The 15,912-nt window shown below is 63.4% G+C and carries 12 protein-coding genes and 1 riboswitch; of the genes, 4 read left to right on the forward strand and 8 right to left on the reverse strand.

Annotation, left to right across the window (positions count from 1 at the left end; genetic code table 11):
- Positions 1-80 precede the first annotated feature (80 nt).
- The 3 genes from JYP46_RS13845 to JYP46_RS13855 all read right to left on the reverse strand — a co-directional run bounded on the left by JYP46_RS13845 (position 81) and on the right by JYP46_RS13855 (position 3,718).
- Complete coding sequence (locus tag JYP46_RS13845) at positions 81-1,022, reverse strand: tyrosine recombinase XerC (RefSeq protein WP_206548410.1); 942 nt, start codon at positions 1,020-1,022, stop codon at positions 81-83.
- A gap of 233 nt (positions 1,023-1,255) precedes the next feature.
- Positions 1,256-3,067, reverse strand: coding sequence for an ABC-F family ATP-binding cassette domain-containing protein (locus JYP46_RS13850; protein ID WP_206548411.1), 1,812 nt, complete (start codon positions 3,065-3,067; stop codon positions 1,256-1,258).
- A gap of 3 nt (positions 3,068-3,070) precedes the next feature.
- Positions 3,071-3,718 carry a thiamine diphosphokinase gene (locus tag JYP46_RS13855; RefSeq protein ID WP_206548412.1) on the reverse strand — a complete coding sequence of 216 codons (648 nt, stop codon included), beginning with the start codon at positions 3,716-3,718 and terminating at the stop codon, positions 3,071-3,073.
- A 93-nt stretch (positions 3,719-3,811) separates the two neighbouring features.
- A riboswitch (TPP riboswitch) is annotated at positions 3,812-3,973 on the forward strand.
- 37 nt (positions 3,974-4,010) lie between these two features.
- On the opposite strand from JYP46_RS13855, the gene thiB reads away from it, so the two are divergent.
- The 4 genes from thiB to JYP46_RS13875 all read left to right on the forward strand — a co-directional run bounded on the left by thiB (position 4,011) and on the right by JYP46_RS13875 (position 9,054).
- Entirely contained in the window at positions 4,011-5,015 is a 1,005-nt protein-coding gene (gene thiB, locus JYP46_RS13860; RefSeq protein WP_206548413.1) for a thiamine ABC transporter substrate binding subunit, read from the forward strand.
- Positions 5,016-5,035: 20 nt separating this feature from the next.
- Positions 5,036-6,652, forward strand: coding sequence for a thiamine/thiamine pyrophosphate ABC transporter permease (thiP, locus tag JYP46_RS13865; protein WP_206548470.1), 1,617 nt, complete (start codon positions 5,036-5,038; stop codon positions 6,650-6,652).
- Positions 6,649-7,410 (forward strand): thiamine ABC transporter ATP-binding protein, encoded by a 762-nt coding sequence (gene thiQ, locus JYP46_RS13870; protein WP_206548414.1) that lies wholly within the window; start codon positions 6,649-6,651, stop codon positions 7,408-7,410. The genes thiP and thiQ overlap by 4 nt, the downstream gene beginning before the upstream one ends.
- Positions 7,411-7,566: 156 nt before the next feature.
- Positions 7,567-9,054: a M48 family metalloprotease gene (locus JYP46_RS13875; RefSeq protein WP_206548415.1), complete on the forward strand. Its 1,488-nt coding sequence runs from the start codon at positions 7,567-7,569 to the stop codon at positions 9,052-9,054.
- 26 nt (positions 9,055-9,080) lie between these two features.
- On the opposite strand, the gene JYP46_RS13880 is transcribed toward JYP46_RS13875, so the two are convergent.
- The 5 genes from JYP46_RS13880 to JYP46_RS13900 all read right to left on the reverse strand — a co-directional run bounded on the left by JYP46_RS13880 (position 9,081) and on the right by JYP46_RS13900 (position 15,331).
- Positions 9,081-9,938, reverse strand: a complete 858-nt coding sequence (locus JYP46_RS13880; RefSeq protein ID WP_113156050.1) for an RNA polymerase factor sigma-32 — start codon at positions 9,936-9,938, stop codon at positions 9,081-9,083.
- 435 nt (positions 9,939-10,373) lie between these two features.
- Complete coding sequence (locus JYP46_RS13885) at positions 10,374-10,949, reverse strand: CarD family transcriptional regulator (protein WP_113153289.1); 576 nt, start codon at positions 10,947-10,949, stop codon at positions 10,374-10,376.
- Between the two features lie 484 nt (positions 10,950-11,433).
- A complete protein-coding gene (gene fdxA / locus JYP46_RS13890) occupies positions 11,434-11,772 on the reverse strand; it encodes a ferredoxin FdxA (protein ID WP_113153290.1) in 339 nt (112 codons plus the stop codon).
- Positions 11,773-11,911: 139 nt separating this feature from the next.
- Positions 11,912-12,301, reverse strand: a complete 390-nt coding sequence (locus JYP46_RS13895) for an RNA-binding S4 domain-containing protein (RefSeq protein ID WP_113153291.1) — start codon at positions 12,299-12,301, stop codon at positions 11,912-11,914.
- 9 nt (positions 12,302-12,310) lie between these two features.
- Complete coding sequence (locus JYP46_RS13900; RefSeq protein ID WP_206548416.1) at positions 12,311-15,331, reverse strand: helicase-related protein; 3,021 nt, start codon at positions 15,329-15,331, stop codon at positions 12,311-12,313.
- Positions 15,332-15,912 lie beyond the last annotated feature (581 nt).

Below are 15,912 nucleotides of genomic sequence, written 5' to 3' on the forward strand. Positions count from 1 at the left end.
CACGCTAGACGCAAATCACGGCCAAAGCGTTAATCGAACCGCGCGGTTTCGTGGGAACCCAGTGGTTGCGGGGGAATGTTTCAGGCGCGCGGGTGGGCCGCATCGTAGATTTCCAGAAGCCGCGCCGTGTCCACACCGGTATAGACCTGCGTGGTGGAGAGGCTGGCGTGACCGAGCAGTTCCTGGATTGCGCGCAGATCGCCGCCACGCCCCAGAAGATGGGTGGCAAAGGAATGCCGCAGCGCATGCGGCGTCGCCGTTTCCGGCAGATTGAGCGCCGAGCGCATGCGCTTCATCTCGCGCTGAATGATGGCCGGTTGCAACGCGCCGCCCCGCGCGCCGCGAAAGAGCGGCTTGTCGGCCTCACCATGCCAGGGGCAGAGACGCTGGTATTCGGCGACCGCCTCGACCGTGACGGGCAGGACGGGCACGAGCCGCGTCTTGCCGCCCTTGCCGGTGATGCGCAGCGCACCCTGGCGCATGTCGGCAACCTGACTGCACAGAAGCCCCAGCGCCTCGGAAATGCGCAGCCCCGCGCCGTAAAGCAGCGTGAAGACGGCTGCGTTGCGCGCGGCGATCCACGGCTCTTCGGCCAGTTGGCCGCTGCCGGAAGCGACCTTGCGGGCATCGACCGCCGTCAGCGGCTTGGGCAATGCACGGGGTGCGCGCGGCGCTTTGAGCGCTGCTGCGGCGGCCGCATTCACAAGCCCGCGGCGCTCAAGGTAGCGCAGGAAGGAGCGGACCCCGGCAAGGCCGCGACCGAGCGTGCGCGCGCCGGCTCCATTGCCACGCCGAAAGGCGAGGAAGGCGCGCAGATCCGCCGGGCGCAGTTCGGCAATATCGGAGAGGCCCGGCGCATCGCCGCAATGGCCGGTCAGGAATTGCAGAAACTGCCGCGTATCGCGCTCATAGGCATCGACGGTGAGCGCAGAGAGACGCCGCTCACCGGCAAGCGTGGCAAGCCATGCGGTGCGGGCCTTTTGAAGGTCGGGCTTTGCGGAAACGAGAAATTCCTGGTTCATGGGAAGCATTGTGAACCAGTCTGGTTAGCAGCCGGTGAAGGCGTGCGGGATGACAGCTTCCTTCTCCCCGCATGCGGGGAGAAGGTCCCGGCAGGGGGATGAGGGGCTGACGCTGCGCTTGACAAGCTCGCAGGGTGTTGGGTTCGGAAAGGTTGGCGCTCGCCCCTCATCCTCACCTTCTCCCCGCATGCGGGGAGAAGGTGGCCTTGAAGTTGGTGCTTCAGCAAAAACCGCTAAGCGCCTTCGATTTCCTCGCGCAGCATTTCGAGTTCCAGCCACTCTTCTTCCATCTTCTCGCTGCTGGCGCGCGCGTCGTCCAGCTCCTTGGAAAAGCGCTGAAAGGCGGCGGCATCGCGCGTGTAGAGGTTGGGATCGGCGAGCTTTTTCTCCAGAGCCGCGATTTCGTCAGCCAGCTCATCGATCTTCTTCGGCAGGGTCTCCAGTGCGAATTTCTGCTTGTAGGAGAGCTTCTTCGAAGCTGCCCTCGGCGCACCTGCATTGCCGGCTGACCTGGTCTTCTGCTGCTCTGCCGTGCGCGCCTTGCGCCGCTCCAGCTCCTCGCCCTTGCGCTGCGCCATCATGTCGGCATAGCCGCCGGCATATTCGATCCAGCGGCCATCGCCGGCCGGCGCAATGGTGCTCGTGACCGTGCGGTCGAGGAAGTCGCGGTCATGGCTGACGAGCAGCACGGTGCCGGGGAAGCCCTCGACAAGCTCCTGCAGGAGATCGAGCGTTTCCATGTCGAGATCGTTGGTCGGCTCATCGAGCACGAGAAGATTGGCCGGGCGGGCCAGAAGGCGGGCGAGCACAAGCCGCGCGCGCTCGCCACCGGAAAGCTCGCGGATGGGCGTGCGGGCCTGCTCGGGCTTGAACAGGAAGTCCTTCATGTAGGAGACGACATGCCGCTCCTGCCCGTTGACCACGACGCTGTCGCCACGGCCATCGGTGAGGAAATGAGACAGGGTCTCCAGCGGGTCCAGTGCACGTTTCTGGTCCAGAATTGCGATTTCCAGATTTGCGCCCAGCCGCAGCGAGCCTTCGTCCGGCTCGAGCTTGCCGGTCAGAAGATTGATCAGCGTCGTCTTGCCGGCTCCATTGGGGCCGACAAGGCCAACACGGTCGCCGCGCAGGATGCGCGTGGAGAAATCCTTCACCACCTGAAGCCCGTCATAGGACTTGGCGAGGCCCTTTGCCTCGATGACCAGCTTGCCGGATTCGGCGGCGTCGCTGGCCGTCATGGTCGCCACGCCTTCCGCACCGCGATGGCTGCGGTGCTTTTCGCGCAGCGCATGCAGCTCGCCCAGACGCCGCACATTGCGCTTGCGGCGCGCGGTGACGCCATAGCGCAGCCAGTGCTCCTCGCGCTCGATCTTGCGGGCAAGCTTGTGCTGGTCGCGCTCTTCCTCTTCGAGCACCTGATCGCGCCAGTCCTCGAAATGGGCAAAGCCCTTGTCGAGCCTGCGCGTCACGCCACGGTCGAGCCAGACGGTTGCGCGGCTCACGCGTTCGAGAAAACGACGGTCATGCGAGATGGTGACAAGGGCTGAAGACGTGCGCTGCAGCTCTTCTTCCAGCCATTCGATGGTGGCGAGGTCGAGATGGTTGGTCGGCTCGTCCAGCAACAGCAGATCCGGCTCGGGCGCAAGCACCCGGGCGAGCGCGGCACGGCGCGCCTCGCCGCCCGACAGCGTTGCCGGGTCTTCATCGCCGGACAGGCCCAGCCGGTCGATGACCAGCGCCACGCGGTTGATGTCGTCCGCCGGGCCGAGACCGGCCTCCACATAGGCGCGCACGGTCGAAAAACCCTGCCAGTCGGGCGACTGGGGCAGATAGCGCACGGTCGCCGTCGGCTGGCGGAACACCTCGCCATCCTGCGGCTCCACGAGGCCGGCGGCGATCTTCAGAAGTGTCGACTTGCCGGAGCCGTTGCGCCCGACCAGAGCCAGCCGCTCGCCGGGGCCGACCATCAGCGATGCGCCATCGAGCAGCGGCGTGCCGCCGAAGGTCAGGCGAATGCCATCAAGCTTTAAAAGAGGCGGCGCCATGGATCAGTGTTCTCCGTCGTTGGAAAGATGGGCGACCAGAAGCGCCCTGCCCTCTTTGAGGGTAACCGCGAGTTCGCCATCGACCACATTGGAAAGGGTCAGCGACGAACCGAAAGGAACCTCGACCGCATCGAGCGGCCATTTGGCCCCTTCCACGGTGAGGCCGGAAAGGGCCGAAAAGCCGAGGATCGAAAACAGCGTTTTCTGCGGATAGTCGAAGCGATGGCGTTTGCCGGGCAGCAGCGGCACGCCTTCCTGCACGCCGCTTGTCAGCCGCGTCTTAATGCCCTGTTCTGAAAGCTGAAGCGCCTGCGCGAGATGCAGGAACATGTGATCGGGCCGCGCGCCGCCGAAAGCACCCACGAGAACGAGGCTCGTCGCGCCCGCTTCCAGCGCTGCGGCGATGGCGAGTTCCCCGTCCGTCTTGTCCTTGTCGGCGGGAAAGGCGCGGCGCGGCACCCGGGCATAGGCCTCGGCCATGCCGTCCGGCTCGGAATCGAAATCGCCGACCCACAGCTCCGGCATAACGCCCAGAAGCGCTGCGTGGCGCATGCCTGAATCAGCCGCGATGATGCGGCTGTCGGCGATTTCGGCATCCAGTGCCGGCGTGCGTGTGAGATCTCCGCCCAGGAGAAGGGTAAACAGGCTCATGGTCGAGGCCCATATCATGCCGGCGGGCAAGCGCCAACGGCGTTCGCGCCATTCCGCCTCTTGCGCCGGCCCCTGCCGCGCCCTATTTTCCCGGTCGCTCTAACGGGGTGCCGGCGGATTGCCGGCTGAGAGGCCCAGTGGTTGAAACGGATGCAGCTTTGCCTTGATCAAGGGAAAGCCGCATCAGTGGAACCCGGCCAACCCGCTGAACCTGATCCGGTTTGCACCGGCGGAGGGATTAGACGCTTTTCGCACAGCGCCTCATTCCCCAACCAAACGAGAGGAGGCGCAGATGCGCGCGACCACCCTGCTTTCCACCATGGCGCTTGGCACGCTGGCCATGGCCGGCCATGCGGCGGCCGAAGACAAGCTCACCGTCTACACCTATGAGAGCTTCACCTCCGACTGGGGCCCCGGACCGGCGGTGGAGAAGGCGTTCGAGGCGGAATGCGGCTGCGACGTGGATTTCGTTTCCGTGGCCGATGGCGTGGCGCTTCTGAACCGCGTGAAACTCGAAGGCAAATCGACCAAGGCCGACATCGTGCTCGGTCTCGACAACAACCTCGTGCACGAGGCCCGCGAGACCGGCCTGTTTGCGCCGCATGGCGTCGACATGGGCAGGGTGAACGTGCCGGGCGGCTTCGAGGACGACACGTTCGTTCCGTTCGACTACGGCTATTTCGCCTTTGTCTATGACACCGAGGCCATCGAGACCCCGCCGGCAAGCCTGAAGGAGCTGGTGGAGAGCGACAGCAATCTGAAGATCGCCATTCAGGACCCGCGCACCTCCACGCCGGGCCTTGGTCTGCTGCTCTGGATGAAGGCCGTCTATGGCGACGACGCAGCGGACGCCTGGGGCAAACTGCAGGACAAGGTGCTGACGGTGACGCCGGGCTGGAGCGAGGCCTATGGCCTGTTCACCAGCGGCGAAGCGCCGATGGTGCTGTCCTACACCACCTCGCCCGCCTATCACCAGATTGCCGAAGATTCCGAGCGCTACAAGGCGGCGGGCTTTGAAGAAGGGCATTATCTTCAGGTGGAAGTGGCAGCACAGACCGTGAAGGGTGCGGAAAACCCGCTGGCGCAGAAATTCCTCGCCTTCATGACCGGTCCCGGCTTTCAGGACGCGATTCCGGAGACCAACTGGATGTTCCCGGCCGGCGAGACATCGGAGCCGCTCAACCCGGTGTTCGACACTCTGGTGAAGCCGGGCGAGACGCTCGAATTCTCATCGAAAGAGGTGGCGGAAAACCGCAAGGCCTGGGTCGATGAGTGGCTCTCGGTGATGAGCCGCTGACCGTTTCGCGCGCGCCCGACATGGAAAGACGCCCCCTGATGGACAGGCGTGTCGCTGCGGGACGGCTTGCGCTGGCCGCTGTCGGCCTGCTGATCGGCGGGGCCTTTGCGGGCCTTGCCGTGGAGGCCCTGCAACAGGGTACGGGCGCGTTTGCAGCTTTCGACGCCTATCTGCTGCGGATCGCCCGCTTCACGCTCTGGCAGGCGCTGTTATCGACGCTTTTATCAGTCGTGCCGGCGATCCTTCTGGCGCGCGCGCTGGCGCGCCATCCCGCATTTATGGGGCGCGCCTTCATTCTGCGCCTGTTTGCCGTGCCACTTGCGCTTCCCGCCATTGTGGCGGCGCTCGGCATTCTGGCGCTTCTGGGAAGAGCGGGGATTTTCGCGCCTTTCCTGTCCGTGCTCTTCAATGAGCACTGGCCCGGCATTTACGGGCTTTCGGGCATTCTGGTCGCCCATGTCTTCTTCAATCTGCCGCTGGCCACGCGCCTGTTCCTGAACGCGCTGGAAAGCGTGCCCGCCGACCAGTGGCGTCTTGCGGCCCAGCTCGGCATGGGCGCGCGCGCCTCGTTCCGGTTTCTCGAATGGCCGGCCATGCGCGCGGCCCTTCCCGGCATTGCCGGTCTCGTCTTCATGCTGTGCGTGACCTCGTTCACCATCGTCCTGCTGCTTGGTGGCGGACCGCGCGCGACAACGCTGGAAGTGGCGATCTATCAGGCGCTGCGGTTCGACTTCGATCCGGCGCGCGCACTGGTGCTGACGCTGGTGCAGCTGGCGCTGGCCGGCGGCGTTGTTCTGGCGTTAAGCCGGCTCGGCGCGTCGCTCAGCGGCGATGCCAACCTGCCCGTCGCACCGCGCCGCATTGTCTGGCACACGCCATTGGAGACGGTTCTCAACACCGTCATCATCGTCGCGGGGCTGCTCTTCGTCGCCGGACCGATGGCCGCGACCGTGATCGCCGGTCTGAAGGCGGATCTGGCGCGGCTTGCCACCGAGAGCGCGGTGCTCTCGGCCACAACAACCAGCCTGCTATTCGCCAGCCTCTCCGCGCTTTTATGCCTCGTTCTTTCGCTGGCGCTGGTGGCGGCACGCCGGGCGCTCGAAATGAAGCGCGGCGCGCTGCCTGCGGGCCTGCTTGAACGCGCCACCGACAGCGGGGCGGCGATGGTGCTCATCATTCCGCCGCTGGTGATCGGGGCCGGTTGGTTCATTCTGCTGCGGCATGTGGGCGATGTGTTCGCCTTCGCACCGGCGATGGTCGTCACCGTCAACGCGGTGATGGCGATGCCGTTTGCAATCCGCGCAATCCGCCCGGCCTATGACGCTGCCAGCGCCCGCCATGAGCGGCTCTGCCTGTCGCTGGGCATCACTGGCTGGACACGACTACGCCTCGTCGACTGGCCGGCGCTGCGCCGCCCTGCCGCGACCGCGCTCGCCTTCGCCGCCGCTCTTTCGCTCGGCGACCTCGGCGTGATCGCGCTGTTCGGCTCCGATCAGGTGCAGACGCTGCCCTATCTTCTGTTGCAGCGCATGGGCAGCTATCGCACGGCGGATGCCGCAGGCATTGCCCTTTTCCTGGGGCTTCTTTGTCTGGCATTGATGTTCGTGGCCGACCGTCTCGGCAAGGAGAAGACATGACCAAGGCTGACGCCGCACACGGCGCGGGGATCACACTCGAAAAGCTGCGCTTTGCCTATCCGGGCGGGAGCGAAATGGCGTTCGACCTGACCATCTCCCCGTCCGACATCGTCGCCGTGATGGGCCCGAGCGGCTCTGGCAAATCGACGCTTCTCAGCCTGATCGCCGGCTTCGAGACACCGACCTCCGGCCGCATCATGATCGACGGAAAGGATGTTTCCGGGCTGACGCCGCATCGCCGGCCCGTCTCCATGGTGTTTCAGGAAAACAATCTCTTCGCGCATCTCACGGTCGCGCAGAATGTGGGGCTGGGGCGCTCGCCTGCGCTGAAGCTGACGGAGGAAGACCGCGCGGCGATCTCCGACGCGCTTGCCAGAACCGGGCTTGCCGGCAAGGAAGACCGGCTGCCACGGGCGCTTTCGGGCGGTGAACGCCAGCGGGTGGCGCTGGCGCGTGTTTTAATCCGCAAGCGTCCGGTGCTCCTGATGGACGAACCCTTCGCCTCGCTCGGACCGGCGCTGCGCGACGAGATGCTGGACCTGATCCGCGCCCTGCATGCGGAACAGCAGATGACGGTGCTGATGGCAACGCATGACCCGCGCGACGCGGAACGGCTTTGCAGGACGATGATCTTTGTTGAAGAGGGGCAGGTCGCCGCGAGCGGCACAACCGCAGCGTTCATCGCCGGCGATGCCTCAGAAGCCTTCAATCGCTACATAGGCGCACGGCGGGAAATAAATTACTCTACAACAAATTGATTCCACTGTTGCAGCTTATGCGCTAGACCGTGGCTCGGACGGGACATCACGCCATGTTGAGGGAACCAAGTGCGTGACTTGGGCATTAATGACGGTCATGCTTTGGACAAAATCAACCGGAAGGACACGACCCTGTCCAATGAAGCGCCCGCTACCATGAATTTCCAGCCATCAGCGCGAGCCATACCGCGCAAAGCCATTCTCGCCGTAGCGCTCACAGTCCTCCTGTCGGGCTGCCAGATGGTGCCCACGGACACGGGCAGCTTCATGCCGTCGTCGAACCCGGTCACGGTCGATTCGGTGACGCGCGGCAACCGTCTTGCACGGCTTGCACGCCAGCAGCATCCCCGCATTCTGCAGACCTATGGCGGCGAATACTCCGATCCGAAGCTGGAGCGCATGGTCGCCAAGGTGGTGGGATCTCTGACGCTGGATGAGCAGAACACCGGCGCGGCCTACACGGTCACCATTCTGAATTCGCCCAACGTCAACGCATTCGCGCTGCCGGGCGGCTATCTCTATGTCACGCGCGGTCTTCTGGCGCTCGCCAATGATTCGGCTGAGCTTGCAGCGGTCATCGCGCATGAAATGGCGCACGTCACAGCCAATCACGGCATCGAGCGGCAGAAGCTCGAAGCGCAGGAAAAGTTCGCCTCGAAAGTGGTGAGCGAGGTGATCGACGGGCGCGATCAGGCGGCGCAGGCAGCGCTGGTACGCGGCAAGCTGCGGCTCGCGCAGTTCTCGCGCAATCAGGAGCTGGAAGCGGACCGTCTGGGCATCCGCACCACAACCCATGCGGGCTATGATGCATTCGCGGCTGCGCGCTTCCTGCAGGCCATGGACGCCTATCAGGGCTTCCGCAGTGTGAGCGGCGCGACGGACGCCAGCCTCGACTTCCTGGCCAGTCACCCCAACGCACCACGGCGCATCGAACTCGCGCAGCGCCATGCGCGCGAGATGCAGCAGCCGGACGCCGCTGGCAAGCGCGACCGCGATTCCTTCCTCGCCGGCATTGACGGCATGATCTACGGGGATTCGCCGGAAGAGGGCTATGTGCGCGGGCGCGACTTCCTGCATCCGGGTCTGGGCGTCGCCTTCCAGGTGCCCGAAGGCTTCATCATCGACAATTCCACCAAGGCGGTGACGGCTGTCGGGCCGGACGACATCGCGGTGCGCTTCGACGGAGCGACGGTGCCCCAGCGCACTTCGCTGACGGATTATCTGACGAGCGGCTGGGTTGCGGGTCTGGAGCCCGAAACCATCCGCACGTTCACGATCAATGGATATCCGGCAGCCAAGGGACGCGCGAGTGCCGATGGCTGGCAGTTCGACGTGACGGTGATCCGCTCCGGCGGGCAGGTTTACCGCCTGCTGACGGCAGCGCCTGCGACGAGCAACGATCTGGAACGGGTTGCCAATTCCGTCGGGCAGAGCTTCCGCATTCTCAATCAGGCGGAGCGCGCTGCGCTCAAGCCGCTGCGCGTGCGTGTCGTGACGGTTCAGCCGGGAGAAACGCTCGGTTCGCTGGCATCGCAGATGCGCGGTGTGGACCGCAAGGTGGAGCTTTTCCGGCTCCTCAACGCACTTGGCCCCGGCGCAACGCCCTCGGCCGGCAGCAAGGTCAAGATCGTCACTGATCGCTAAATTACGGCTGGCGCAAGGCCAGCCGTTCAGGCCGTGCTGCCGGACAGCGCGGGATGCTCGCGCGTGAGCACCGTGCGCAGTTTTTCCATGGCCCGCGTCTCGATCTGCCGCACACGCTCCTTGGAGATGCCCAGCGCCGAACCGAGCGCTTCAAGCGTTGCGCCATCTTCTGCCAGACGCCGCTCGCGGATGATCTTCAGCTCGCGCCTGTCCAGGACATCCAGCGCGTCGGTCAGCCAGAGCGCCCGCCGTTCCTCATCGATCATGTGTTCGACTGTCTCGTCGACCGGTGCCTCATCGGAGGGCAGGAAATCCATGCGCTCGGCTGAAGCCTCGCCTTCATCCCGCACCGGCGCGTTAAGCGACAGATCCGGGCCGGAAAGCCGCGCGTCCATCATCGCCACATCCGCAGGCGAAACGCCGAGAAGCTTGGCCGCTTCCTGATGAATTTCGCTGGGTGAGCCCATGCTTTTCTGCAATTTGGCCCTCAGCCGGCGGTATTTGAAAAACAGCGACTTCTGCGCCGAACTCGTGCCGCCACGCACGATGGACCAGTTGCGCAGGACATAATCCTGCATCGAGGCGCGTATCCACCAGGTCGCATAGGTGGAGAAGCGCACGCCCCGCTCCGGGTCGAACCGGGCCGCCGCTTCCAGAAGGCCGATATGCCCCTCCTGAATAAGGTCGGCAGCGGGCAATCCGAAATTCCTGAAGCGCGACGCCATGGCAATGACAAGCCGCATGTGCGCCACTGTTAAATGATGAAGCGCCTGCTGGTCCTGCTTCTTGTGCCAGCGCTGTGCGAGGTCCTGCTCTTCCTCCAGCGCCAGATAAGGCGCCTTCATGGCCTTTTCGATGAGTTTGCGTTCCGCCCGGTCTTGCATGATGCTCTCCCGCGTTTCTGGATCGCCATGCGTCCGTCCGGACGCATAAAGGACGATCCAAACCATTGATGGAGCATCGGATGATCCGAAAACCGGTTCCCACTTTTCGGTCCGATGCTCTGGCTTGGCCCCTTTCTTAAGGAGAGGATTCCAAGCCGGTCAGCCCATACGCACAGGCCCAATTGCCGATGCGCGGTTACACGTGTCAGAGCGCCCTGACGCGGCATCTGCTGGTGCAGAAACACGCCAATGACGGACATCCCGGGACCCCGACCAGGCTTTGCAAAAAGCGGTGATCTCGACCGAAGAAACGAGACATCACCTAGAGTAACGAGTCGCAGACGAAAAAAGTTCCAGCCGATTACAGTTTAGTAGCCGGCAATAAAAAACCCGGCTGAAACAGCCGGGTTTTTCAAAACAGATGAGGTGGGAAGCTTATGCAGCTTCTTCCTTCTCTTCGGCTTCCTCATTGTCGGCCTTCGCACCGCGGCGCGGGCCCTTGTTGAGGTTGGTCTCGATCAGGCGGACAGCCTCCGTCTCCGACATGCGGTTGACGGCTGCGATCTCGCGAGCCATGCGGTCGAGCGCGGCTTCATAAAGCTGACGCTCCGAATAGGACTGCTCCGGCTGGTTGTCGGCGCGGTAAAGGTCACGCACGACTTCCGAGATGGAGATCAGGTCGCCCGAGTTGATCTTCGCATCGTATTCCTGCGCGCGGCGCGACCACATGGTGCGCTTCACGCGGGCACGGCCCTGAACGACCTTGAGTGCGCGATCAACATAATCGGTTTCGGAAAGCTTGCGCATGCCGATGGACGTCGCCTTGGCGACCGGCACTTTGAGGCGCATCTTGTCTTTCTCGAAATCGATGACGAACAATTCCAGCTTGTGACCGGCGACTTCCTGCTCTTCGATCGTAACGATCTGGCCGACGCCATGCGCCGGGTAAACGATGTATTCGCCAGTCTTGAAACCCTGGCGCTGCGCCGATTTTTTCTGCTGGGTGGTCATCCGCCTAACACTCCTGTTCTAAAGGGGTATGTGAGCAACGCCTCGCCTCGGCGATGCCCCGTACCCAAAAACGCCTGCCGGCTTGTCGTGTGCATGAAAGAGTTCAAGCTCCGGGAGATGGTGACTGCGCCTGCACCGAAGGCCCGCCACGCAAACCAAAACATCCTGACCCAGATTGCCCTGGCCTGGATTTGGAGCCCCACCTTTCAGTGATTAGTGTGTGTGCGCCATAATTAGACGTGTTGTCACCGGCATGATTTTGTGAAGCTACCACAAAAAGCCGAAAGAATCAAGATTTTGCCGCATGTGCGAATATGTCGCCGCAGTTTCCTGCGCGACCGCCCCATCTATTCGCATTATGTCCCACGTCAATTTGTGGGCTCAGAGCACCGGACCGAAAAGTGGAATTCGGGTTTCGGGCTAATCCGATGCTCCGTCAATCATCAAGATCGTCGTTTGTGCGCCCCGATGGGCGCGCGGCGATCTAGTCTCCCTCACCGGGTTCCGGCGAGAAGTACTGCTCCAGCTTGTTTTCGACGCCGTCGAATTCCTTGGCGTCTGCCGGAGGCTCTTTCTTAGCGGTGATATTGGGCCATTTTTCGGCATACTCGGAATTGAGCTGAAGCCAGTTGTCCAGACCCGGCTCGGTGTCGGGCTTGATGGCTTCGGCCGGGCATTCCGGTTCGCAGACACCGCAATCGATGCACTCATCCGGATGGATGACGAGCATGTTTTCGCCTTCGTAGAAACAGTCCACCGGGCAGACTTCTATACAGTCCATGTACTTGCACTTGATGCAATTGTCGGTGACGATATAGGTCATGGGTGTTCTCGGCTGACAGCTTCTTAAAATGTCGAGTGGTGAGGTAGCCCCTTTAAACGGCGGTTGCAAGGCCCGTTGTTGCGCGGCAATCGTCGCAGGCGGAATCCCATTCCAATCTCAAACGGCGCAAACATCGCCATCACGGGTCGTCACGCCAGCGATCAAGCGCGCGGCGTTCCTTCTTGGTGGGACGCCCTGCCCCGGCGTCGCGCCGCGGCGCCGACGCCTTGACGACGGCATCCCTGGGCGGCGCCGGCGGTGTCAGATCCTCGTAGAGCGTGCGGGCTTCCTCTGCCGGGCCGCGCCGCGCCCCCGGAGCCAGAACCCGATAGACGAGCACCTGCCGCTCCAGAGAAATGGTGAGCACGTCGCCCACCTTGATCTGGTAGGCGGCCTGCTCGATCTTGTTGCGATTGACCCGCACACGGCCCGCCTGAGCGAGCTTTGCGGCAAGCGAGCGGGATTTCACCACCCGTGCGAAGAACAGCCACTTGTCGATACGCTGGCGTTCCAGGACCGTGCCGCTCATCGCATGTCGCTACTTCTTCAGCTGATCCTTGAGGGCAGCGAGCTTGGCGAAGGGCGAATCGGGATCGATGCGCGCCGGACGCTCTTCGCGCGGACGGCCTGCGCCACCCTTGCGCTTGAAGCCCTGCTTGTCGCCATCCTTGCTGCGGTTAGGCTTGCCGCGATGCGGTGCGCCTTCGCGCTCCTGACGGCCACCACGCCCCTGCTGACGCTGATTGTTGCCCTTGCCGCCGCCCTGACGCTTGCGACCGTCGAAACGGGCCTGACGCCAGATCATGACGGGCTTGGGCTCTTCCTCTTCGTCAGCGGCCTTTTCAGCCGGTGCCTCAGCGGCAGCCGGCGTCTCAACTTCCGGCTTGGCATCGGCTTCCGGCTTCGCCTCGGCTTCGGGCTTCGCTTCCTCGGCTGGCGCTTCAGCTTCAGCAGGCTTCTCTGCATCGGCGGGCGCGTCGTCCGTCTTCGAGGCGGCTTCGGCCTCGGCGGGAGCGGCAGCATCGGCAGCCTGGGCCGGTGCAGCAGCCTTCTCGGCAGCAGCGTCGTCCAGCGACTTCAGATGCGTTGCAACCTCTTCGGCCGGCTTCGCCTCGCCGCGGTAGCCCAGCCCCTTGAGGATGGCTTCCATATCATCGGCGGTCGCGCCGAGAATGGACATCATGGCCGGCGTGACCACAAAGGCCGCGCCATCATAACCGCCCTCGGGACGTGCGCCGGAACCCGGCTTCCACGAAAGTGCGGGACGGATCAGGTCGGCAAGGCGCTCGAGAATATCGACACGCACGGCGCGGCGACCCAGATTGCGATAGCCGGCAAGGCCATAGAATGCTTTTTCAAAAGCCGGATCGGACACGATGGAGGTGCGGCCGGCGGCAAGCGCATTGACCACATCGCCATAGCCCGGCTTGTCCTTGGCGTCGTTCTTGAGCGCCCAGAGCAGGGTGAGAAGGCCGGCAGGCGCAGGCTTGATCAGCGCCGGCACGAAAATGTGGTACGCGCCAAAGCGCACGCCGAGGCGGCGCAGCGAAGCGCGGGCGTCCTGATCGAGCGCACGCACATCCTCTGCCACGGTGCGCCGGTTCAGAAGGCCGAAGCTCTCGACAACCTGAAACGCGATCCCGCGCGCCATGCCCGAAAGGCTCTCGGCATCGCGCAGATCGACCAGCGGCTTCAGAAGCGATTCAATCTGATAGTTCACGAAACGCTCGGCGCGGGCGGCGACCTTGTCGCGCGCCGGGCCGGTCAGCTGCTCGTCGGCCAGAAGCACGACGCGCGGGCGCAGCGCTTCCTCACCGGAAACCAGCGTCGCCACCGGTTGGCCGAGCCAGCGCAGAAGGCCCTCGGAATCCAGCGCCAGATCGCCATTGCCGGAAGCGGCAAAGCGGTCTGCCCGCGTTTCGAATTCGGCAGCGAGTGCTTTCTGGGCGGCAGCCTTGACGGCGCGCGCGTCCTCACCTTCCGCAGAGCGGTCGGCGGTGAAACGGAACCCTAGCATCTCACCAACGTGATGCCCCTCGACAAGGACTTCGCCAACGGGGCTGATTTCTGCTTCCGGCATTGCATTCTCTCTCAGGCGCTTCATGAGCACGGATGTCCTGCGGTCCACAAAGCGTTTCGTCAATCGCTCATGCAACGCATCGGACAAACTGTCCTCTATCTCTCGTGTTTTTTCTTGCCAGTGTGTCGCATCGGCCAGCCATCCGGGCCGGTGCGAGACAAATGTCCATGTTCTGATCTGCGCAATACGCTGCGACAGTGTGTCGATGTCCCCCTCGGTGGACGAGGCGCGCTGAACCTGCTCAGCCATGTAGTCTTCATCGACATGGCCCGTTCGCGCCAGATCAGAAAAGACTGCACCAACAATTTCTGCGTGGTGGGCCGGTGCGATGCGCCGGTAATCCGGCAGCGCACAGGCGTCCCACAGGAGGGCCACACGCTCGCGGGCGTCGGCCAGCGCACGCACATCCCCGTCACGCGACAGGAATTCGAGCACCTTGGCGTCGGCAGCGGGCAGAGCGCGGGTAAGGCCTTCCACGGGGGGCGTAACGTCGAGCGAGGCTTTGAGCGCATCGACGCTGGAGAAATCAAACGCGGCGGAGCGCCATTGCAGCACTTTCACCGGGTCGAAATCATGCGCCTCGATGCGGTGAACGAGTTCATCGGAAAGGGGATCGACCTGGCCGGTGACGCCAAACGTGCCGTCACGCAGGTGACGGCCGGCGCGGCCGGCGATCTGCCCGAGCTCCGCAGGGTTGAGGTCGCGATACTGGAAACCGTCGAATTTGCGGTTCTGCGCGAAGGCGACATGATCGACATCGAGGTTCAGGCCCATGCCGATGGCGTCGGTCGCCACGAGATAGTCCACATCACCCGACTGGTAGAGGGCTACCTGCGCGTTGCGCGTGCGCGGGCTGAGCGCGCCAAGCACGACAGCCACCCCGCCGCGCTGGCGGCGGATCAGCTCGCCAATGGCGTAAACCTCGTCCGACGAGAAGGCCACGATGGCCGAGCGGCGCGGCAGGCGCGTGATCTTGCGCGAACCGGCATAGCTGAGCACCGACATGCGCGGACGGGTGATGACGGAGAGGCCCGGCAGCAGCTTTTCAAGAATGCCGCGCATGGTGCCCGCGCCCAGAAGCAGCGTTTCCTGACGGCCGCGCAGATGCAGAATGCGGTCGGTGAAGATGTGGCCGCGCTCCAGATCGGCGGCGAGCTGCACCTCATCGATCGCCACGAAGGCGGCGTCGGTCTCGCGCGGCATGGCCTCGACCGTGCACACCGAATAGCGCGCGCCGGGCGGCGATATCTTTTCTTCGCCGGTGACAAGCGCAACATTTTGCTCGCCGACCTTGGCGACGACGCGGGAATAGACTTCGCGCGCAAGCAGCCGCAGCGGCAGGCCAATCACGCCCGTGCCATGCGCAACCATGCGCTCGATGGCCAGGTGCGTCTTGCCGGTATTGGTCGGCCCGAGGATGGCCGTTACGTCACGACCCGACAACACTCTCGGCTTGGCATTCTGTTTTTGGAAATTCATAGGGCCTGAAAAGCCGTCTACCTCAGCGAAAAAAGGCGAGCACACGGGTTAGCATGCTTTGCATGCGCATTCCAAGGCAAGACTGCCAAAAATGACCCAAACCGTTTCCGGCCATTAAGATTTGGAACGAGTCTGGAACGAATCGGCTACGAATCACTGACCTGCGTTGTTTCCCGTTTTGTTCACCACAAGATAGAGTATGACGCAACGTAAAGACACCCAAATGCTGAATCGGGCATGTTCCGCAAAGCCGGAAAACGCGTGGCGCGCGTTAAGGATTTGCGCGGGAAGCGCGACGGGCCTGCCAGGCAACGGTGCAAGCATAAGATTTTGTTAGGATTTTTTGCGAAGCCGTTAACGGGTTACGGCCCCGCCATGCCGCATGGCGTTAACACTTCGACCAAACCCGGAACGAATCGGCTACGAATCACTGATATCCAGATGTTCCCGCTACGTTCACCGCAATATCTGGTGGTTTCCACCGGTTCCGGGCAGACAGCGCACAGTTTATCCACAAACGCGCCCGCACAGCCTGAATGCCGCGTTAACGAAGCTGTCTCAAATTGATACGCATTTTAACG

The organism is Nitratireductor aquimarinus (assembly GCF_017255295.1).
In the GTDB taxonomy this organism is placed as follows: Bacteria; Pseudomonadota; Alphaproteobacteria; order Rhizobiales; family Rhizobiaceae; genus Nitratireductor; species Nitratireductor aquimarinus.